General features: G+C 29.5%; 16 protein-coding genes. 7 read left to right on the top strand and 9 right to left on the bottom strand.

From position 1 onward, the window contains the following. Positions 1 to 43 precede the first annotated feature (43 nt). From ACOTVC_RS01640 to ACOTVC_RS01630, 3 genes are read left to right on the top strand one after another with little or no spacing between them, the layout of a single operon-like run. Positions 44 to 811, top strand: coding sequence for a pyridoxine 5'-phosphate synthase (locus ACOTVC_RS01640; protein WP_214116481.1), 768 nt, complete (start codon positions 44 to 46; stop codon positions 809 to 811). Next, the gene (gene pdxA, locus ACOTVC_RS01635) at positions 808 to 1,908 is read left to right on the top strand and encodes a 4-hydroxythreonine-4-phosphate dehydrogenase (RefSeq protein ID WP_421627533.1); all 1,101 of its coding nucleotides are present in this window, start codon (positions 808 to 810) and stop codon (positions 1,906 to 1,908) included. Before ACOTVC_RS01640 ends, pdxA begins: the two co-directional genes overlap by 4 nt. Positions 1,909 to 1,954: 46 nt before the next feature. Beyond that, on the top strand, positions 1,955 to 3,475 hold the full coding sequence (locus ACOTVC_RS01630; RefSeq protein ID WP_214116478.1) for an inorganic phosphate transporter: 1,521 nt from the start codon (positions 1,955 to 1,957) through the stop codon (positions 3,473 to 3,475). On the opposite strand, the gene mnmH is transcribed toward ACOTVC_RS01630, so the two are convergent. From mnmH to ACOTVC_RS01595, 7 genes are read right to left on the bottom strand one after another with little or no spacing between them, the layout of a single operon-like run. Continuing rightward, positions 3,470 to 4,453: a tRNA 2-selenouridine(34) synthase MnmH gene (gene mnmH / locus ACOTVC_RS01625; RefSeq protein WP_421627532.1), complete on the bottom strand. Its 984-nt coding sequence runs from the start codon at positions 4,451 to 4,453 to the stop codon at positions 3,470 to 3,472. The genes ACOTVC_RS01630 and mnmH overlap by 6 nt on opposite strands. Then, positions 4,446 to 4,934: an HIT family protein gene (locus ACOTVC_RS01620; RefSeq protein ID WP_087685049.1), complete on the bottom strand. Its 489-nt coding sequence runs from the start codon at positions 4,932 to 4,934 to the stop codon at positions 4,446 to 4,448. The genes mnmH and ACOTVC_RS01620 overlap by 8 nt, the downstream gene beginning before the upstream one ends. Further along, positions 4,934 to 5,536, bottom strand: coding sequence for a hypothetical protein (locus ACOTVC_RS01615; protein WP_052243101.1), 603 nt, complete (start codon positions 5,534 to 5,536; stop codon positions 4,934 to 4,936). The genes ACOTVC_RS01620 and ACOTVC_RS01615 overlap by 1 nt, the downstream gene beginning before the upstream one ends. After that, positions 5,521 to 6,756 carry a tetratricopeptide repeat protein gene (locus tag ACOTVC_RS01610; RefSeq protein WP_039618474.1) on the bottom strand — a complete coding sequence of 412 codons (1,236 nt, stop codon included), beginning with the start codon at positions 6,754 to 6,756 and terminating at the stop codon, positions 5,521 to 5,523. The genes ACOTVC_RS01615 and ACOTVC_RS01610 overlap by 16 nt, the downstream gene beginning before the upstream one ends. Then, positions 6,732 to 7,103 (bottom strand): YkgJ family cysteine cluster protein, encoded by a 372-nt coding sequence (locus ACOTVC_RS01605; protein ID WP_039626360.1) that lies wholly within the window; start codon positions 7,101 to 7,103, stop codon positions 6,732 to 6,734. The genes ACOTVC_RS01610 and ACOTVC_RS01605 overlap by 25 nt, the downstream gene beginning before the upstream one ends. Then, complete coding sequence (locus ACOTVC_RS01600; RefSeq protein ID WP_421627529.1) at positions 7,093 to 7,785, bottom strand: tRNA1(Val) (adenine(37)-N6)-methyltransferase; 693 nt, start codon at positions 7,783 to 7,785, stop codon at positions 7,093 to 7,095. Before ACOTVC_RS01600 ends, ACOTVC_RS01605 begins: the two co-directional genes overlap by 11 nt. Next, positions 7,779 to 8,723 (bottom strand): NAD(P)-binding domain-containing protein, encoded by a 945-nt coding sequence (locus tag ACOTVC_RS01595; protein ID WP_087685051.1) that lies wholly within the window; start codon positions 8,721 to 8,723, stop codon positions 7,779 to 7,781. The genes ACOTVC_RS01600 and ACOTVC_RS01595 overlap by 7 nt, the downstream gene beginning before the upstream one ends. 250 nt (positions 8,724 to 8,973) lie before the next feature. Between ACOTVC_RS01595 and ACOTVC_RS01590 the strand changes: the two genes are divergently transcribed. Beyond that, positions 8,974 to 10,224 (top strand): MFS transporter, encoded by a 1,251-nt coding sequence (locus ACOTVC_RS01590; protein WP_421627527.1) that lies wholly within the window; start codon positions 8,974 to 8,976, stop codon positions 10,222 to 10,224. Continuing rightward, the gene (locus ACOTVC_RS01585) at positions 10,221 to 12,230 is read left to right on the top strand and encodes a CocE/NonD family hydrolase (RefSeq protein WP_421627525.1); all 2,010 of its coding nucleotides are present in this window, start codon (positions 10,221 to 10,223) and stop codon (positions 12,228 to 12,230) included. The genes ACOTVC_RS01590 and ACOTVC_RS01585 overlap by 4 nt, the downstream gene beginning before the upstream one ends. Before the next feature lie 35 nt (positions 12,231 to 12,265). Here the strand turns inward: ACOTVC_RS01585 and ACOTVC_RS01580 are convergent, their stop codons facing one another. Further along, entirely contained in the window at positions 12,266 to 15,772 is a 3,507-nt protein-coding gene (locus ACOTVC_RS01580) for an acyl-[ACP]--phospholipid O-acyltransferase (RefSeq protein ID WP_421627523.1), read from the bottom strand. Positions 15,773 to 15,841: 69 nt separating this feature from the next. Beyond that, entirely contained in the window at positions 15,842 to 16,450 is a 609-nt protein-coding gene (locus tag ACOTVC_RS01575; RefSeq protein WP_421627522.1) for an NAD(P)H-dependent oxidoreductase, read from the bottom strand. A 127-nt stretch (positions 16,451 to 16,577) separates the two neighbouring features. Here ACOTVC_RS01575 and ACOTVC_RS01570 point away from each other — a divergent pair, with 127 nt between their 5' ends. Both ACOTVC_RS01570 and ACOTVC_RS01565 read left to right on the top strand, forming a co-directional pair. Next, positions 16,578 to 17,711, top strand: coding sequence for an efflux RND transporter periplasmic adaptor subunit (locus ACOTVC_RS01570; RefSeq protein ID WP_421627520.1), 1,134 nt, complete (start codon positions 16,578 to 16,580; stop codon positions 17,709 to 17,711). After that, a complete protein-coding gene (locus ACOTVC_RS01565; protein WP_421627518.1) occupies positions 17,708 to 19,639 on the top strand; it encodes an ABC transporter permease in 1,932 nt (643 codons plus the stop codon). Before ACOTVC_RS01570 ends, ACOTVC_RS01565 begins: the two co-directional genes overlap by 4 nt.

Genomic DNA, 19,639 nt, shown 5'->3' with positions numbered 1-19,639 from the left:
AAAAATTTAAAGTATAATAGCAAAAAACTTATAAGGAAAACTTATGCTTTTAGGGGTTAATATCGATCATATAGCAGTTTTAAGAGAAGCTAGAAAAGTAAATGATCCTGATTTGCTTGAAGCTGCGTTTTTGAGTGCAAATTTAGCTGATCAAATCACTATCCATGTGAGAGAAGATCGTCGCCATGCTAATGAGTTTGATTTAGAAAATATCTTAAAATATTGCAAATGTGTAGTGAATTTAGAATGCTCTATTGATATGATAGAATATGCTTTAAAATACAAGCCCTCACGCGTTACTTTAGTACCTGAAAAAAGACAAGAGCTTACAACAGAAGGTGGTTTAAATTTAGATAATGAAAAACTACAAGAAGTTATTAATGCTTTAAAGCAAGAGCAAATCGAAGTTTCTTTATTTATTGATCCAAATTTAGAAGATATTAAAAAATCATCTTCTTTAAATACTGATTTTATAGAGCTTCATACAGGCTTGTATGCTAATATTTATAATGCACTATATACTAATATTAATCAAACTTCTTATGCATTGCCTGAATTAATTTTAAGTAAGAATGAGCTTAAAAAGCTTTTAGAAAATGAACTCCAAAGATTAAGACAAAGTGCAAGTTTAGCTAAGAGTTTAAATTTAAGAGTAGCAGCTGGACATGGGCTTAATTATAAAAATGTAAAAAATATTGTAGATATTTTAGAAATAGAAGAGTTAAATATAGGACAAAGTATAGTAGCAAGATCGGTTTTTGTAGGCTTAGAAAAAGCTATATTGCAAATGAAAGCTTTGATTAAAAGATGAAAAAAATTGCTATTAGCATAGGGGATTTAAATGGCATAGGTATGCAAATTTTATTAGCTTGTCATGATGAGCTAGTAAAAATTTGCGAGCCTTATTATTTTGTGCATTATGAATTATTTCAAAAAGCAAATAAACTTTTGAAAATAAATCCTAAATCTAAAATCAATTTAGTTGAAATTTCTAATGCTTCAAAACCACATTTTGTCTTTAAAGAAGAAAAAGAAAATTTTTTAATTTATGAGTTTTCATATCAAGCTAGTAAAATTATTGATTTTGATTTTGAGTTAAATCCTGCGAATTTAGACGCTAAAAGTGGGGTTTATTCTTTTTTAAGTTTTGAAGGAGCTAGTTATTGTGCGCATTTGTTTTTAGATGCTTTGGTAACTTTACCGATTAATAAAAAGACTTGGCAAATGGGGGGAGTGAGCTATAAAGGTCACACTGAGGCACTAAGAGATTTTTTCAAACAAGATGCTATTATGATGCTAGGGTGTGATGAGCTTTTTGTGGCTTTATATACTGAGCATATGGCTTTAAGAGATGTTTATAAAGAGATTAAGGCTTTTGAGCTTGCGCAATTTTTAATTAATTTTTATCAATGTACTTTATTTGAGAAAATTGGAGTTTTAAGTTTTAACCCTCATGCAAGTGATAATGGCGTAATAGGTGGAGAAGAAGAGCAGGAAATAAAAAAAGCTATAAGAATGGCAAATGTATTTTTAAAAGATTACACGTTAAATTTACAAAATTTAGAAAATGAAGATTTTTTAAGTCAAAAAGAAAAAGAACTTTCTTATAAGGAAAATATTTATTTAAGTGAGCCTTTGGTGGCTGATAGTGCTTTTACTCCTTTTGCATTAAGTAAATGTAAGTATTTAGTGAGTATGTACCATGATGTAGGCTTAGCACCTTTAAAGGCTTTGTATTTTGAAAAAAGTATTAATGTAAGTTTAAATTTACCTATAATTCGCACTAGCGTTGATCATGGTACAGCTTATGATAGGGCTTATAAAAATGAAAAAATTAATTTACAAAGTTATATGCAAGCAGTAAAATCTGCTTTGCAATTTTTAAAAATCAAAGAAAAAACTAAGTAAAAGTTACTAAAATTAATTCATTAAAATAAATTCTTAAGGAGAATGCTTGAGTAAAGATAATGCTATTGCATTTTTTATTTTTATTGTGAGTGTTTTATGCTTTTTTGTTTGGGGGTATAATTATATTCCTAATAATTCCATGATATTATTTATCCTTGCTAGTGTATTTGGTATTTTCATGGCCTTTAATGTCGGTGGCAATGATGTTGCAAATTCATTTGGTACTAGCGTGGGTGCTAAAACAGTTACTATAAAACAAGCTTTGATTATTGCAGCGGTATTTGAATTAAGCGGGGCTGTATTTGCAGGAGGAGAGGTAACAAATACTATAAGAAGTGGTATAGTAGTTTTACCTGATGGAGTTAATCCCATGGTATTTGTATGCGTAATGCTCTCAGCTTTATTAAGTTCAGGAATTTGGCTTTTTGTGGCGACTAAAAAAGGACTTCCAGTTTCTACCACTCATAGTATTATAGGAGGTATTGTAGGTTCAAGTATTGCTATGGGCTTTGTATTTTTTGATCAAGATCAAGCATTATCTATGGTAAATTGGAATGGTATTTATAAAATAGCTATGAGTTGGGTTATTTCGCCTTTGCTTGGCGGGCTTGTGGCGTATTTAATTTATGCTTATATTTATAAAAAAATCCTAAAGCCATCAGAAGAAATAACTCTTGTAGTAAAAGAAATCAAAAAAGAAAAAAAGGCTTTTAAAGAAGAATATTTTAAAAATTTAAAAAACAAAAGCCAAGAAGAGCAAATCAAAGAACTTAGTGCTATTGTTTTAGATGATGATGAAAAAAGAAGTGAATATAAGTTAAAAATCAAAGAATTAAAAGAAAAAGAAAAAAACATAGATGTTTTCTCAAGAATGAAATTTCATGTTCCTTTAATAGCAGGTGTAGGTGCATTGACTATTGCTTCTATGTTTTTATTTAAGGGTTTAAATAATGTTTCTACTTTAGATGTAATGCAAAATTTATGGATAGTTTCGATCATTTCTATTTTTGCTTATATTGTTACTTTAGCAGTCGTGAGGTTGATGAAAAAAACGCAGGTTAATAAGACCATAGAAAAGATTTTTTCGTGGTTTCAAATTTTTACTGCTTCAAGTTTTGCTTTTTCACATGGAGCTAATGATATAGCTAATGCTCTTGGACCATTTGCTGCTATTTTAGATGTACTTAAAAACAACACCATTAATCCTAGCTCACCAGTGCCTTTTGCTGTAATGCTTATGTTTGGTATAGCTTTAGTTATTGGGCTTTGGTTTTTAGGTAAAGAAGTTATTCAAACTGTGGGTTCAAAACTTGCTGAAATTAAACCAACAACAGGCTTTAGTGCTGAACTTGGTGCAAGTATTGTTATACTTTTAGCTACCCAACTTGGAATTCCAGTTAGCTCAACCCATATTTTAATCGGTGCTATTTTAGGTATAGGGGTATTTAATAAAGATGCTAAATGGGCTATGATGAAGCCTATTGGTTTAGCATGGGTGATTACCTTACCAGTTGCTGGAATTCTTTCAAGTATTATTTTTATTATCTTTGTAAATACAATCTTATGAGTTTAAACTCATAAGATGTTTTTTAGCTTCATCTAAATTAGAACTATTGATAAAATAATCAATTTTTACAGGTTTTTTGTATACTTTATCATAGTATTCAAAAAGCATTTTTACACAAAGTTCTAAATTGTTTTCTTCATATTTTTGACAAAGTTTCATTTTGAAATCTTTACTGATATAGGGTGAGATTTTATCAACACTTTGATAAAATACTTTTTTATCCATTGGAGTATAGTTTTTTAAAACTCTTTGAATGCGTAAATTCATATCACACTCACACCAAATTTTCTTAGCTTTTTGCATGCTATTGTATAAATTTAAAGGAATAGTTAAATTTCCAATTTGTCTGCTTTCAGCTTCTATAAAACAAGTTTTATAGGTATAATCTTTTAAAAAATAAAACAATTCATCTTCAAAGGCTTTTTGGCTTGGTTGTTCTCCATAAATTTTACCAAAACTTGATCCTTGGTGGTTGGCTATTTTTTCTAAATTTAAGGCATTATCTAAAGTTTGGATTAAATCACTTTTGCCACTTGCTGTATTGCCACAAAGACATAAAAACTCAATATTTAAATCTTTTCTAAAAAACTCACTCACGTAGCTTCTATAAGCTTTATATCCACCTTCTAATCTTACAACCCTATAACCAAGTTCAGCTAAGATTAAAGCAATAGCTTTTGATCTTTTACCACCTCTTGCGCAATAAATTCCCACCAAAGAGCCTATTTTATAATCTTGATAAAGTTTATTAATATGCTCGCTCATATTTTTACAAATATAACTTGCACCTTTTGCTTTAGCTAAGCCTTTGTTTTTCTTGTAAAGTGTGCCTATTTCTTCAAATTCATTATCATTGAGTGCGTAGTAATTTTGCGCAGATTTTATATGAGCAAGTTTGTATTCTTTGGGGCTTCTTGCATCAATTAAAAGATCAAAATTAAATTTTAAAAAATTTTCAAAATCAACTTCTTTATACATAGTCTTTAAAAGCTTTGCATAAGGTGGTATAAACTTTTTCTAAATCACTCCCGTAAACTCTAGTTTGTCCTATGGTAGTGATAAAATTTGTATCCCCTTGCCATCTTGGGATTAAATGATAATGACAATGTGGTGCTATGCCAGCTCCTGCTGCGCTGCCTAAATTCATACCTATATTAACACCCTTAGCATGAAAGTTTTCTTTTAAAATTTTAACTCCAATACGTACAAAATGGCTAATTTCTAGCCATGTATCATCACTTAAATCTTCTATATTTTCTAAATGCTCATAAGGGATAATCATAAAATGACCCGGACTATAAGGGTATTTATTCATAATGCCAAAACATTCTTTAGCTCTAAAAATCACCCCAAGTTTTTCATCTTCATTAAGTTCATGCTTACAATGACAAAAAGGGCAAAAATTTTTATCTTTATTGTTAAAATAAACATCCCTCCAAGGTGCGTATAAATACTCCATCAACTCTCCTTTATGCAAGCATGTAGATTTTTAATATTTTTACTTATAAGAGCTTTATTTTTTGGTATCAAAGGTAATAGCTTTTCATCTTCTAGCAAAAAAATTCTAGCTCCAGCTAAAATAGCATTATTAAGATCGCTTTTGCTTTCAAGGTAAAAAATGGCCTCTAAACCAAGATGTATTGCAAAATTATAGAGTTTTTTTAGTTGCATGGTTTTTAGCATTTTAGGAAATACAATAAACGCATCAGCCCCATATACTAAGCTTTCTAAAATTTGATATTCATCAAAAATAAAATCAAATTGCACAATAGGTTTTTCATGATAGCGTCTAAAAAGACTTAAATTTTGTATGTCTTGATTAAGCAAAGGGCTTGTTGGTAAGATGATGGCATCGAAATTTTCATGATTAAAATTTAAATCTTTAGAATATAAAAAATGTGAAAGTTTTCCTTCAAGTAAAAGTGTATAAATATCTTTAGGATAAAAAGCATTAGAAGCTAGACTTCTGCCTAACATATCATAAGGAAAAATTTCTTTTTTATTTTCAAGAATTTTTTGTGTTTTTGAAAAATGATTTTTTAAATCTATTGTTTTAAACATTTTTCGATGGCCTTTAAATGCTCTTTGCTTTCATCTGAGCTTGAAAATTCTTTATCATGCAGTGTTTTTTGCAAAATTTCATAAGCCTTTTTGCAATCTTTAAGTTTATAATACCCCCAAGCTAAAGAATCAAGATAATAAAGATTTTGTGGTTCTTGTTCAAGCGCCCAGCCTACTAGCTCTATACCTTTGGCTATATCAATATCATATTCAATTAAAGCATAGCCATAGTAGTTTTGATATAAAGCATCACTGCGCACATCTACGCTTTGTTCAAATTTTTTCATGATAGAGGCTAGAATTTTTGGGTCCGTGACTTTTTTACTTTTAGGATCCATATGAATTTCAAATTCTAAAACACCTGCCATAGAAAGATATTTTTTATCTTTGCTAAGTTCATAATGTTTTAAAGCTATTTCATAAGCTTTTTCATAATCTTTTGTTTGTGTGTATAAGAAAATTTTAGTATCAGGATCTATGTTATATTTTTGGGTTAAATTTAGAGCCTGAGTATAATTTTTTTCTTGTACTAGTAATTCTATCATAGCGTAGATGTATTTAATATCATTGTTGAGTTTATATAGCTTTTCAAGGGTTTGGATGCTTGCTTTATAATCTTTTTGTTCTTGATAAATTTTTAAAAGTAGGGTGCATGTTTTAAGGGTACAGTGTGAGTTTTTTACAAATTCTTCTAAGGTCTTTTTAGCTTGGTTGATATTTTTATTTTTGATATTAACTTCAACTATTTTAAGTAATAAATTTTCATGTTCAAAAAGCTTATAAGCAAGATTGTATTGCTCTAAAGCTTTAGTATATAAAGCTTTTTTAGCAAAAATATCGCCTAATATTTCATAATTTCTATAATCTTGTTCTTCTTTAATGAGTTTATAAAGTATAGCTTCAGCTTGTTTATAATCTCCTATTTCAAAAAAATATAAAGCATTTAATCTTGCAATAGCTGTGTGTTCTAAAAAGTCTTTAGAAGCTTTTAAAAGCTCATTTTTTTGTTTTAAATTAGCACTTAAAGCTAAAAGTAAAGCCTTTTGCAAATAAATACTTTCATTATTTTCATGAAATAAATTTGTATAAATATCACATGCTTTTTGAAATTGTCCATGCTCTTCATAAATAAGTGCTTGTAGGATTTTATCTTCACCTTTAGCTAAAGCAAGGCTTGTTAAGATAAAAACTATAATTAGTGAAAGCAAACCCCTATACATTCTTTTTTTAACTCCTCTTTGTGTGTTTTAAAATACTCCCAAAATGGAAAAGTTCTACATTGTTTTGGTCTATGCTTGTAAATTAAACATTTTTTATACATTGTATCAAAAAAAATACAACGATAGCCATTTTCATACTTTGCTTCTTTAAAGCTATATTTAAACCCAACTTTGATGAGGTATTGCTCTTTAAAGGCTTCAAAGCTTAAATTTAAAAAACTAGCAATAGCTTCTAGTTCTTCTTTGCTAGCATAGATATACCCACTTTCTCCAGTGCAACACTTCCCGCCGCATTTTTCACAAGCACTTTCATCAAAAGAATAATCAAAACCTTTTTCACACATCATAGCTTATAGTTTCTGTATTTTCATAAATTTCACTAATTTTTGGATTTAAAACATCATTTTCATACATAAAAAGTGTAGGCATTATCGCGCAAGGACTTTTGCTATTTTTTTTAATATGCATTAAAACAAGTCTTGCGTTAGTTTGTGCATTAGTATGAACACATTGAAGTGAAACTAGTTTTAATTTAAATTGTTTTAAATAAGCGCAAATTTCATCTATAAAACTTGCCTCATAACACATAAAAAAACTACCATTTGGTTTGATTAAAGTATTTATTTTAGCAAGCATCTTCTCAAGTGGCATAAATTCTTGATATCTTGATATACATAAATGCAAATCCTGGCTTTTTTGTGTATTTTTTTTATAAAATGGAGGATTAGAGATCAAAAAATCAAATTTTATATCACTTTTATAGTTTAAAAAGTCTTCACAAATGCCTTGAATTTCAAGTTTATTTTCTTTGGCATTTTTATAACTTAGTTTGATATTTTGCTCTTGGATATCTAGTAGATAAACTTTTGAATTTGGAAATTTTTGCTTTATCAAAAGTCCTAAAATTCCACAACCACATCCTATGTCAAGGATATTTCCTTTTAAATTATATTTAGATAAAAAGTCAAAAAGTAAAAGACTATCGTTATTATAGCGATAGCCTTTTGAATATTGAAAGAGTTTTAGCATTTATAAAGATGATCGCAGATTTTAAATGAATCATTTAAACCTACTACAATAGAAGCTCCGTTTTTACTCGCTATATCGCCTGCTACAAATAATCCTTTTACATTACTTTCTTTATTTTCATCAAAGCTTGGCACGCCTTTTTCATCAACTTCTATAGAGCATTTTTGTAAGAAATCAAGTGGAGTTGAACCCCCAATAGCATAAATAATACGATCATAAATTTCATTTGTGTTATTAGTGAAATTTACTTTAGCTTTACCGCCTTCATCTTCAATACTAGTTATATCTATGCCAAGTTTTGCTTTTACACTACCTTGTTCAAAAGCTTTTTGAATATCTTCTAGATTAATATCGTTTAATCTTGAGAAAGTTTCTCTTCTATAGCAAAGCGTCACATCGTTATTTTTAGCTAAATCTATAGCGTATTCTGCTGCTGAATTTCCACCACCTACAACTAAGATTTTTTCACCTTGGCTTGCTGAATTTGCATTAAAATTGATGATTTTTGTTAAAGTTATAGGTAAAGTATAGCTTGGTTTATTTGGTTTACCCATTCTACCTATGGCAATAACTGCATTTTTGCAAATATAATTTTCATTTGCAGTGCTAACGATGAAATTTTCTCCATCTTTTTTAACACTTTCAACTTCACTAGAAAGCTTTACTTCAAGATTATGCTCTTTAATGGCATTTTGGAAAGTTTCTATCGTGCTTTCTCTAGTTCCATCTTCAAAATTTATATGTCCGTGATTTGTGCTATCACAACCTTTATAAGCTTTGTCTACTCTTTTGCCTTCTTTATAAAATTTTACTAAGGTTTGACAAATCGCATCAGCTTTTTCTAAAACAACAACTTCTTTATTTTTTATTTTAGCTTCTATTCCTGCTGCAATACCTGCAGGACCAGCACCAATAACTACCATATCAAAAATTTTCATTATTTCCCTTTTTAATATTTTTAATGTGTAAATGTATCAAAAAAATGATAACGAAATATAAAAATTATGGATAATTTTTATATTTCATAGAATTTTTATCGTAATTATATTTTATTTGACTAATAATTTTTTCTAAAAAATATCTTAAATGTGTAAAAAATATATCAATTTTTATTTTTTGTCTAAAAATATTTATTTTTGAATAAAAAAATAAAAAAATCATATATAGTATAAAAAAGGAGGTTGATTAATGTATCAAAATGAAAAGCAAAGTTTAAAAAATAACTTTTTTACACTTTTACTGTTATCTTTTTGTGGATCTATTATTTATGGTTTGCCTTATTTTAGAAAATATTATTATGATGATTATATGAGTTTTTATCATTTAAATAATTTTGAAATGGGGCTTTTGGGTAGTGCTTATGGATTGCTTGGTTTGTTTTCTTATGCCTTAGGAGGGTATTTAGCAGATCGTTTTGCGCCAAAAAAATTATTGATTTTTTCTTTAATTGCTACAGGGCTTGGTGGTTTGTTGCACTTATATTTTACTTCTTTAAATGCACTTTTGATTATTTATGGAATTTGGGGGATTACTTCATTATTAACTTTTTGGCCTTCTTTGATGAAAATAGTAAGAAGCTTGGCAAATTCTAAAGAGCAAGCAAAAGCTTATGGAATTTTTGAAGGTGGTAGAGGTATTGTTGGTGCTGCACATTTGGCTATAGCTACAAGTATTTTTGGATATTTTCAAACAAAAGCTTTAGCCGCACAAGGTATAGAAATGGTTATTATTTTTTATTCTATAGCTCCTATTGCAAGTGCTGTTTTATTATTTTTTCTTTTAAAAGATGAGGTTAATGAACAAAGTGAGAAGATTAAAATCAAAGATTTAGTTTTTCTTTTAAAAAATTCTGCTCTTTGGCTTGTGGTTGCTATTACTTTTTGTACCTATTTTTTTAATATGAGCTTTTATTATTTTACTCCTTATGCAAGTAATGTAATAGGAGCTTCTGCTGTTTTTGCAGCTATTTTAACAGTATTAGCTCAATACATTCGTCCTGTTTCTTCTGTGGTAGGTGGGTTTATAGCAGATAGATATGGAAAGGCTAAAATAATGATGATAGGCTTTATTTTAATGGGAATTGGTGTTATTTTTTTAATGCTTAGTTCAAAATTAAATGGATTTTTGCAAATGAGTGTTTTAACTTCTGCTTGTGTGGTAATTTATGTAGCTATGTATTCTAATTTTGGAATTTATTACTCTTTACTTAGTGAGGGAAAAATTCCTATTCATTTAGCAGGTATGGCCATAGGTATTGTATCTACTTTTGGATATTTACCTGAGGTTTTTGCACCTTTGCTTGCTGGAGATTTATTAGATAGATATCCAGGTGTAAAAGGTTTTCATATATATTTTACTATTATGATAGCTATGGCTATTTTGGGTGTAATGTTTTGTTTGATTTGGATTAAAAAATACAATAAAAAGGAGATGAAATGAAAGAAATTATTCTTGATTTTAAAAACAAGGTTAAAGTGATAGAAAATGAATGGATAGTTTTAAAAGATGGCACCAAGCTTTCATCACGAATTTGGCTTCCTCAGGTTGAAGAAAAAGTTCCTGCTATATTAGAATACATTCCTTATAGAAAAAATGATGGAACAAGAGGTAGAGATGAGCCTATGCATGGATATTTTAGCGGTAATGGCTATGCGGTTGTTAGGGTTGATATTAGAGGAAGTGGGGAATCTGATGGTTTATTAGAAGATGAATATTTAAAACAAGAACAAGATGATGCATTAGAAGTTATTGAGTGGATAGCAAAGCAAGAATGGTGCAATGGAAATATTGGTATGATGGGTAAATCTTGGGGTGGATTTAATTCTTTACAAGTTGCAGCAAGAAAACCTAAAAATTTAAAAGCTATTATAGTAGTAGGTTTTACTGATGATAGATTTAATGAAGATATTCATTATAAAGGTGGATGTTTGCTTAATGATAATTTTTGGTGGGGTAATATCATGCTTGCATATCAATCACGTTTTGTTGATCCAAAAATTGATCCAAATGGTAGAAATAAATGGCTCAATAGGCTTGAGAATATGCCTTTATGGCCTATATTATGGCTTGAGCATACTTTAAAAGATGATTATTGGAAGCACGGATCTGTTGGAGAAAATTATGATGATATACAAGTTCCTGTTTTTGCATTAGATGGGTGGGCTGATTCTTATACTAATCCTGTTTTTACTCTAATGAATGCTTTGAAAGTTCCAAAAAAAGCTATCGTTGGCCCTTGGGCTCATGTTTATCCTCATGATGGATCTCCTTTACCTGCAATGGGCTTTTTACAAGAAGCACTTAAATGGTGGGACAAATGGCTTAAAAATGAAGAAAATGATGTGCTTGAAGCTCCTATGATACAAGCATATATTGAAAATAGTTCTAAGCCAAATTCAAAAACAGATAAAGTAGAAGGTCGTTTTGTTACTTTAAATGATTTTAAAAATGATATTAGCTATAAAAAATACTATTTAAATCCGTATAAACTAACATGCAAAAAATCAAGTGAATTTATCAAAATCAACACTCCGCTAAATCATGGGCTTTTATCCGGAGAATGGATGGGGGCTGGTGTTTTAGGAGAAAGTCCTAGTGACCAAAGGCTAGATGATGGGATGGCGGTTGTTTTTGAAAGTGATTTTTTAGAACAAGATTTAGATATTTTGGGTTTTCCAGTTTTAAATGTAAAAATTGTAAGTGATCAAGAAAAAGCTATGCTCTTTGCTCAGCTTAGTGAAGTTAGAGCTGATGGTTTTGTAAAAAGAGTAAGTTATGGAGTGATCAATCTTGCATTAAGTGATGATAAAGAGCAATTTATACCTTTAAAAAAAGATGAATTTATCCAAAAGCAAATCAAACTTGATGCTTGTGGATATAGATTTGCTAAGGGTTCTAAGATAAGATTATCATTAGCAAATTCTTTTTGGCCTATGTTTTGGCCTATGCCAAAAATTTCAACATTAACTTTAGATTTAAATGAGTGTGAATTTAATTTACCATGTTTTAGTGGTCAAGATAGCGATAAAATCAATATGCAACCACAAAGTGCTCCTTTAACTCCAATAACACTTTTAGAAGAAGGTAGGGTAGACAGAAGCATTTCTTATGATATTTTAAACGATACTTGGACTTGTATTACAGATGGTGTTGGTGGAGTTTTTGGAGAAGGTGTTTATAGATTTGATGAGGTTGATGTTTTAGTAAAGCACAATTTAAAAAGAGAATTAAAACTTCAAAATGAAAACCCATTAAGCGCAGAGTATACTATTACTCAAACAATGCAAATAGGACGCGAGGGTTGTATGATAGAGGCTGATATAATCTTAACACAAACTAGTGATTTGGAGTATTTTTATATTAAAGGAAAAATAGCAGTCAAAGAAAATGATAAGCTTGTTTTTGATAAAAAATATGATTATAAAACTAAAAGAAATAGTTTGTAAAATTTCCCAAAGTAAAATTACTTTGGGAATTAATTTTATTGTAAGATTTTAGCTAAATCTTTAGCGCCTTTTAAATCTACTTTACCAGAGCCTAAAAGTGGAATTTGTTCTACTTTAAAATATTTACTTGGTTTAAAAATAGCAGGCATAGTAGAGTTTTTAATCGCTTCGCAAATTCCATCAAAGTCTTGCTCTTGACATTCTACCAATAAGCATACCATTTCACCTTTTTTATCATCATCTAGCGCAACTGCGCAAAATTTTACTATATCTGTATTGATAAATTTAGCAATTTCTTCTTCTAAAGCTCCTAAAGATATCATCTCGCCACCAATTTTTGCAAAACGAGAATAACGATCTACTATATATAAAAAGCCATCCTCATCTACATGGCCTTTATCGCCGGTATTATACCAGCGTATACCATCGATTTCTTTGATAACTTCATCGGTTTTTTCTTTATTGTTTAAATAACCCACCATAACCTGATGGCCACCAATGAGTATTAATCCATCTTCTCCATGATTTAAACTTTCATAAGTAGATGGATCTACTATGCGTATAGCGCTTCCTGGTAAAGGCATACCTACGCTACCTTCTTTATTTGCACGATGTAAAATCCAATAGTCAGGATCAAATTTATTTGGTAAGTTTACACTTGCAACCGGAGTGGTTTCAGTGGCTCCATAGCCTTCAAAAATAGGTTTTTTAAATTTCATTTCAAAGGCAGTTCTTACTTCGCTTTTGAGTTTTTCAGCACCTGAGACGATAATCCTTAAGCTTTCAAACATAATCGCATCAAGTTTTTTATTTCTTGCATAAATACCTAGAAAAGTTGAAGTAGCACACATAATACTAACATTATTTTTTACTATAGCTTTTGCTACACCTAGCGCATCAGTTGGATCAGCATGTGTTATGCTTTTAATCCCTTCTAATAAAGGCATAAAAGTAGTTACAGTTAATCCAAAAGCATGAAAAGGTGGTAAAGAGGATAAGACAACATCTTCATTTTTTGCACATAATACATCTGAAATTTGAGCTATATTACTTAAGATATTACGATTATTTAGCATTACTCCTTTAGGTGTTCCCTCGCTACCACTACTAAATAATATAGCAGCTATGGCAAGGTTTTGTTTGTTAGGTGCAAATAATGCTTTTATTAAACAAGTAGGTAAAGTACTTACTAAAGCAAGCATAGTAAAGATTTTGAGTTTTTGTTTTTTAAAGCTTGTGATAACATCTTCCATGAAAATAATTCTAACATGCTCTTTAAATTCTAGTTTTATACCTTTATTTTCTAATTTTTCCATAAATTTTCTAGAAGTATAAATTTGTTGAATTTGAGAACTTTGAATGGCTTGATTAATCGCTTTTACACCTGCTGTGAAGTTTAAATTTACCACGATTTTATTTGCAAGTAATACAGCTAGATTGCAAAGAGAGCTAACCATAGAAGCAGGGAGTAAAATTCCCACACATTCTTCTTTTGGAGCATAACTTCCTTGGGTAGGTTGTATATTTAACTCACGCGATTTATTTTTTATGAAAGAGCTAAAAACCAAGCTTAAAGCAAGCATTTTTCTATAGGTAATACCACCTATTAAAGGATCAACAATAGCTATTTGACTTAAATTTCTTTTAGCGCTATCTATCCAAGCTCTAGCTATAGTATGCATACTTTCACATTGAGATTTCCAAGCAATAAAAGAAAGTTCAAAAACTTTTGTTTTAACCACTTCTTTTTTAGTGTGTATTGGCAAGCTTTTTCCAAAAGCAATAGCGATTTTTCTTTTGCTTATTTTGCGGTTTCTTGCTGAAAATTCTTCATCGCTTCTTGAAAAAGCACTTCCCCAAAGTCCTCTAATATAAAAAGGCAAAATCACTCCATCTTGTTCTTCTAATTTTGAGCAAACTAACTCAAATCCGCCTTTAAATTCATTAAGCTGCCCATGGCGTGAAAGTACTCCTTCTGGGAAAAGGCAAACTAAATTTCCGTTTTTAATATGCATAGCAATAAGCTCTAAGCTTGATTTACTAGAAGCACTTGAAACAGGAATAACTCCAAATTTATCAAGAAAAATTTTAATATACCACTTAGAATAAATGCTTTTTTCCATAACAAAATAAATTTTTCTTGGTATAGCCATTTGTACAATAGCCCAATCTATAAAAGATATATGATTACCAAGTAATAATGCTCCACCTTTCTCAGGAATATTCTCAAAACCTTCTACTAATAAACGATAGCGTTGAAAAAACGCTATGCTCATTAATAAACGCACTAAAGAAAAAGGTAGTTTACTTAGTACATAAATGCTTCCAAAAAATGCTACAGCGATGATAAAATAAAACAAATTTATCACTTCAAATTCAGCATAAGCAGCAAAAGTAGCTAGTGCTAAAAAGCCTAACATAAAAATATTTTGTATGAAATTATTTCCTGCTAAGACTTTTCCTAGTTCATTTTCTTTTGCATGAAATTGTATGAGAGAATTTAAAGGTATGATAAAAAATGCTCCGCTTAAACCAAAAATAAAAAACACCACACTATAGCTTAGTAAGTTTTCTAAAAACGGCATTAAAATGCTCATTAGAAAAATCCCTAAAGCACCTAGTGGTATAAGACCTAATTCGATGTAATTTTTAGAAAACTTACCACTAATAAGCGATCCTATAATCACTCCTATACCAGAAAAAGCTAAAGAGCATTGTACATAAAAGGTATTTTCTATGAAAAGATCATTTTTTGCATATACAGGAAAACTTACTAAGTAAAGTTGTGATATGGCCCAAAAAAGTGAAATTCCTACAATGCAAAGCCAAATGATTTTATGAGAAAATATTGTTTTTAAATTAGAGGCTAAAAGCTTTCCTTGGAAATATTGTTTTTTATCAAAACTTAAACTTTTATCTTCTTCTTTTAAACAAGGAAGTTTATAAGCTAAAAAAAGTTCTAATAAAGCAAAAGCTATTAATACAAAACCTAAAGGTGCAATTTGTATTAAAATATCTGAAGGAGTGTTAAAATTTGGATCAAAAAGCATTTCAAAGCTTAGAGAAAATACCGCCATACCCGCTAAAATAGCAACAATACTTACTGCGTTTACAGCTCCATTTCCCATAGCTAAAAGCTCTTTTCCTACTAATTCTTTTATAAAACCATATTTTGCAGGAGAGTATAAGGCAGATTGTACTCCCATGATAAAAGTCATTACAAAAGCAAGCCAAAATGCTCCAAGATAATAACACAAACAAATAATACAAGTTAATATTACTGAAAATAATGCAGATATTTTCATGATTTTATTTTTAGGAAATTTATCTGCTAAAAATCCAGAAGGTGAAAGCATAAGGATAAAAGGTAAAAGCATTAAAGCATTAACAATAGCAGTTAGAAAAAGCTGGGTGCTATCTTCGTAAAATTTATAGATAGTGTTTTGTATAATGATTTTGTGTCCTAAATCCACAAAAGCATTAATAAAGGCTACTGCTAAAAATGGCAATACGCCAAAAATTTTTAAAAAATTTCCTTGCATTAAAAACTCCATTTTATTTTAAAAATATTATTTTATTATATAAAATTTAAATGAAGTTTTGATAATTGATTAATCTTTAAATTTTACCACTTCATTAAATGCAAAACGAACTTTTTCTGCGCTAATATTTTCTTGGGTATGTCCTAAAGTAATGAGCATGGATACTCTTTGTTTAGTGGTGTCTAAATTTAAATATCGATTGATTTTATCTTTATCAAAACCACCGATAATACATGAGCCTAAATTTAAACTATAAGCAGCATTGATAATATTTGCAATAGCAAGATAGCTTTGTTCTTTAGCATAAATAAAACTTTGTTCTAAATCCATTGCATCTAAAAATGGCTTATAAGTTTGCAAGCGTTTGTTTAATTCTTCTTGGTTTAAACCTCTCTTTTTTAGTTTTTCTTCAAAATAATCTTTAAAATCAGCCCTTGAAATTACAACTATAATAGCAGCACAATTTGCTACATGGCTTTGATTATTAGCTATTTTAGCAATTTCTTTTTTATGTTCATCTTTTTGAAAAACTAAGAATTTCCAAGGTTCAAGTCCTAAGGAGCTAGGAGATAATCTAGCACATTCTAAGATATATTCTAAATTCTCTTTAGAAATTTTTTCTTGGGTGTAAGCTCTAATAGAAGAACGATTTTGCATTAAATTTAAATAATCTTGCATTATTTTTCCTTTTTTTGATTTATCTTATATCTTATAAGCTTTAAAATTGTTAAAATTATATTTTATTGTTACAATTTTATTTTTACTTCATACAAATGTTTTATTATATGATTTTTAAAGGATTAAAATGAAAAAAATAATTTATTTAAGCATATTTTTGATTATACTCATTATAGGGGTGTATTTTTTCTTTTTTGCAAATAAGGAAGAATATAATTATCTAACTTATGAAGTTAAAAAACAAGATATTACTCAAAGTATAGAAGCAATAGGCGAAGTTTATGCAAAAACACAAGTTGATGTTGGTGCGCAAGTTAGTGGGCAAATTACTAAACTTTATGTAAAATTAGGTGATCATGTTAATGAGGGTGATTTAATCGCACAAATTGATAAAGATAAGCAACAAAATGATTTAGATATTACCAAAGCTCAGCTTGAAAGCGCAAAGGCAAATTTAGAAAGTAAAAAAATCGCTCTTGATATAGCTACTAAACAATACCAAAGAGAGCAAAAGCTTTATGCTAAAAAGGCTACTTCCTTAGAAAATCTTGAAAATCTTAAAAATACTTTTTATGCTCTAAGAGCAAATGTGGCTGATTTAAAAGCTCAAACTACTCAACTTGAAATCTCTTTAAAAAATGCTCAAAAAGATTTAGCTTATACTACTATAACCGCACCTAGTAAGGGTGAGATTATTAATGTAGCGGTTGAAGAAGGTCAAACTGTAAATGCAAACCAAAATACACCAAGTATAGTGCGTTTGGCTGATTTAAGTGAAATGGAAATTCGTATGCAAATAGCTGAAGCTGATATTAATAAAATCAGTGTTGGAAAAAAGGTTAAATTTAGCATTTTAAATGAGCCTGATAAAAAATACGAAGCAATTATTTCAAGTATAGATCCAGCAAATACTACCATAAGTGATGCAACAAGTAATACAAATTTAAACTCAAACTCAAGTACTAGCGCTAGTGCTGTGTATTATTATGCAAGGGTTTTTGTAAAAAATGATAATAATTTTTTACGCATAGGTATGAGTACAGAAAATGAAATTGCTATTAAAACAGAAAATAATACCTTAGTTATACCAACTTTGGCTATAAAAAGCGATACAAAAGGTTATTATGTAGAAATTTTAAAAGCAAATAATATAAGTGTAAAAACACCTGTTAAATTAGGTATTAAAGATAGTTTAAATACTCAAATTTTAGATGGTATTAATGAGGGTGATTTAGTTATCATAGGTAAAAATAAAAAATGATACGCTTAGAAAATATACAAAAAAAGATTAATAATACAACTATTTTAGAAAATATGAATCTTTATATTCAAAAGGGAGAATTTGTAGCTATTATAGGGCAATCAGGTAGTGGAAAAACCTCTCTTTTAAATATTATAGGAACACTTGATGAACCAAGTAGTGGAAAATATTTTTTAGATGCATATGAAGTAACTAATTTAAGCAAAGATGAAAAAGCAAGGATAAGACGTGAAAAAATTGGTTTTATTTTTCAAAGATATAATTTACTTAGTCTTTTAAATGCTAAAGATAATGTAGCCTTGCCTGCTGTTTATGCAGGTAAAAACAAACATGAAAGATCGCAAAAGGCTAAAGAATTACTTTCTTTTTTAGAGCTTGATCATAAAGAATTATCAAAGCCAAATGAGCTAAGCGGGGGACAACAACAAAGAGTTTCCATAGCAAGGGCTTTGATGAATGGTGGTGAGCTTATTTTAGCAGATGAGCCAACAGGTGCGCTTGATTCTAAAAGCGGTAAGATAGTTTTAGAAATTTTAAATAAACTAAATGAGCAAGGACACACCGTAGTTTTAGTCACTCATGATAGGGAAATAGCTGCTAGAGCAAAAAGAGTTATAGAAATTAAAGATGGTAAGATTATAAGTGATAATGGTGCAAAAAAAGCAGATGAAATAAAAGCTAAGTTAATGCCAAAAGAGAAAAAAAGCTTTAATTTGCTTAAAAATCAGCTTTTTGAAAGTTTGAAAATGTCCATAGCTTCCATTGTAGCACACAAGCTACGTTCTTTGCTTACTATGCTTGGTATTATCATAGGCATAGCTTCAGTAGTTTGCGTGGTTGCTTTAGGGCTTGGAGCTCAACAAAATATACTTGCTTCTATTAGCTCTATTGGGACTAATACCATAGAAGTTGTTTCAGGGCGAGGCTTGGGGGATATTCGATCAGGTAGAACAAGGCTTAATTTAAGTGATTTAAAAACCTTAAGTTCTTTGCCTTATTTAGAAGCAGTAGAAGCAGATGTGGGTAAAGTAGGGGTTGTAACTTATAAGAATAATTCTTTGCAGGCTAGAATTTATGGAGTAGGGCCAAATCATCTAAGACTTAGAGGTTTTGTGATGGTAGATGGTAGGTTTATTAATAATGAGGATATAAAAGATAATACTAATATTTGCATTATAGATGAAAATGCTTTGAGAATTTTATTTGATAATATCAGTGCTAAAGATGTTTTAGGTAAAAGTGTGATTTTTAACAAACAGCCTTTAACCATAGTTGGAGTTTTAAAAAAAGAAAGAGATAATAAAGGCTTTAGGGCTGATGAAAATACCATTAAAATTTATACTCCTTATTCTACTTTGATGAATAAAATCACAGGAGATAAGCAAATAAGAGCTATAGTAACTAAGGTAAAAGATGAGGTAAATCCTGCTTTAGCTGAAGAGGCTATGGTAAAAATTTTAGAGATTAAACGCGGAAAAAAAGATTTTTTCACTATAAATTCTGATGCAATTAAAAATGCTATTGAGGAAAATACTGCTACTTTAACTTTACTTATTTCTTCTATCGCGGTAGTGTCTTTAATAGTAGGTGGTATTGGTGTGATGAATATCATGCTTGTTTCAGTAAGTGAGCGTACAAGGGAAATTGGAGTTAGAATGGCTATTGGAGCTAGAAAAGAAGATATTTTGATGCAGTTTTTAATTGAAGCTGTGTTGATTTGTTCTTTAGGAGCTATTTTTGGAGTAATGCTTTCTTTTATTATCATTGAAGTATTTAATTCTTTAAATTTTGGTTTTACGATGATACTTTCATTAAATTCAGTATTTTTAGGGCTTTTAAGTTCAGTTTTAATCGGAGTGGTTTTTGGATTTTTCCCAGCAAAAAATGCAGCAAATTTAAATCCTATTAGTGCTTTATCAAAGGAATGA

It is taken from the genome of Campylobacter sp. GB48 (assembly GCF_049221845.1).
Taxonomy (GTDB): Bacteria; Campylobacterota; Campylobacteria; order Campylobacterales; family Campylobacteraceae; genus Campylobacter_D; species Campylobacter_D lari_C.
The sequence above is the reverse complement of the archived record's forward strand: the minus strand, read 5'-3'. Positions and strand labels throughout refer to the sequence as shown.

Coding starts and splice junctions, on each gene's coding strand:
- ACOTVC_RS01640 (WP_214116481.1), top strand. CDS start 44: ATGCTTTTAGGGGTTAATATCGATCATATAGCAGTTTTAAGAGAAGCT.
- pdxA (WP_421627533.1), top strand. CDS start 808: ATGAAAAAAATTGCTATTAGCATAGGGGATTTAAATGGCATAGGTATG.
- mnmH (WP_421627532.1), bottom strand. CDS start 4,453: ATGTATAAAGAAGTTGATTTTGAAAATTTTTTAAAATTTAATTTTGAT.
- ACOTVC_RS01620 (WP_087685049.1), bottom strand. CDS start 4,934: ATGGAGTATTTATACGCACCTTGGAGGGATGTTTATTTTAACAATAAA.
- ACOTVC_RS01615 (WP_052243101.1), bottom strand. CDS start 5,536: ATGTTTAAAACAATAGATTTAAAAAATCATTTTTCAAAAACACAAAAA.
- ACOTVC_RS01610 (WP_039618474.1), bottom strand. CDS start 6,756: ATGTATAGGGGTTTGCTTTCACTAATTATAGTTTTTATCTTAACAAGC.
- ACOTVC_RS01605 (WP_039626360.1), bottom strand. CDS start 7,103: ATGATGTGTGAAAAAGGTTTTGATTATTCTTTTGATGAAAGTGCTTGT.
- ACOTVC_RS01600 (WP_421627529.1), bottom strand. CDS start 7,785: ATGCTAAAACTCTTTCAATATTCAAAAGGCTATCGCTATAATAACGAT.
- ACOTVC_RS01595 (WP_087685051.1), bottom strand. CDS start 8,723: ATGAAAATTTTTGATATGGTAGTTATTGGTGCTGGTCCTGCAGGTATT.
- ACOTVC_RS01590 (WP_421627527.1), top strand. CDS start 8,974: ATGTATCAAAATGAAAAGCAAAGTTTAAAAAATAACTTTTTTACACTT.
- ACOTVC_RS01585 (WP_421627525.1), top strand. CDS start 10,221: ATGAAAGAAATTATTCTTGATTTTAAAAACAAGGTTAAAGTGATAGAA.
- ACOTVC_RS01580 (WP_421627523.1), bottom strand. CDS start 15,772: ATGCAAGGAAATTTTTTAAAAATTTTTGGCGTATTGCCATTTTTAGCA.
- ACOTVC_RS01575 (WP_421627522.1), bottom strand. CDS start 16,450: ATGCAAGATTATTTAAATTTAATGCAAAATCGTTCTTCTATTAGAGCT.
- ACOTVC_RS01570 (WP_421627520.1), top strand. CDS start 16,578: ATGAAAAAAATAATTTATTTAAGCATATTTTTGATTATACTCATTATA.
- ACOTVC_RS01565 (WP_421627518.1), top strand. CDS start 17,708: ATGATACGCTTAGAAAATATACAAAAAAAGATTAATAATACAACTATT.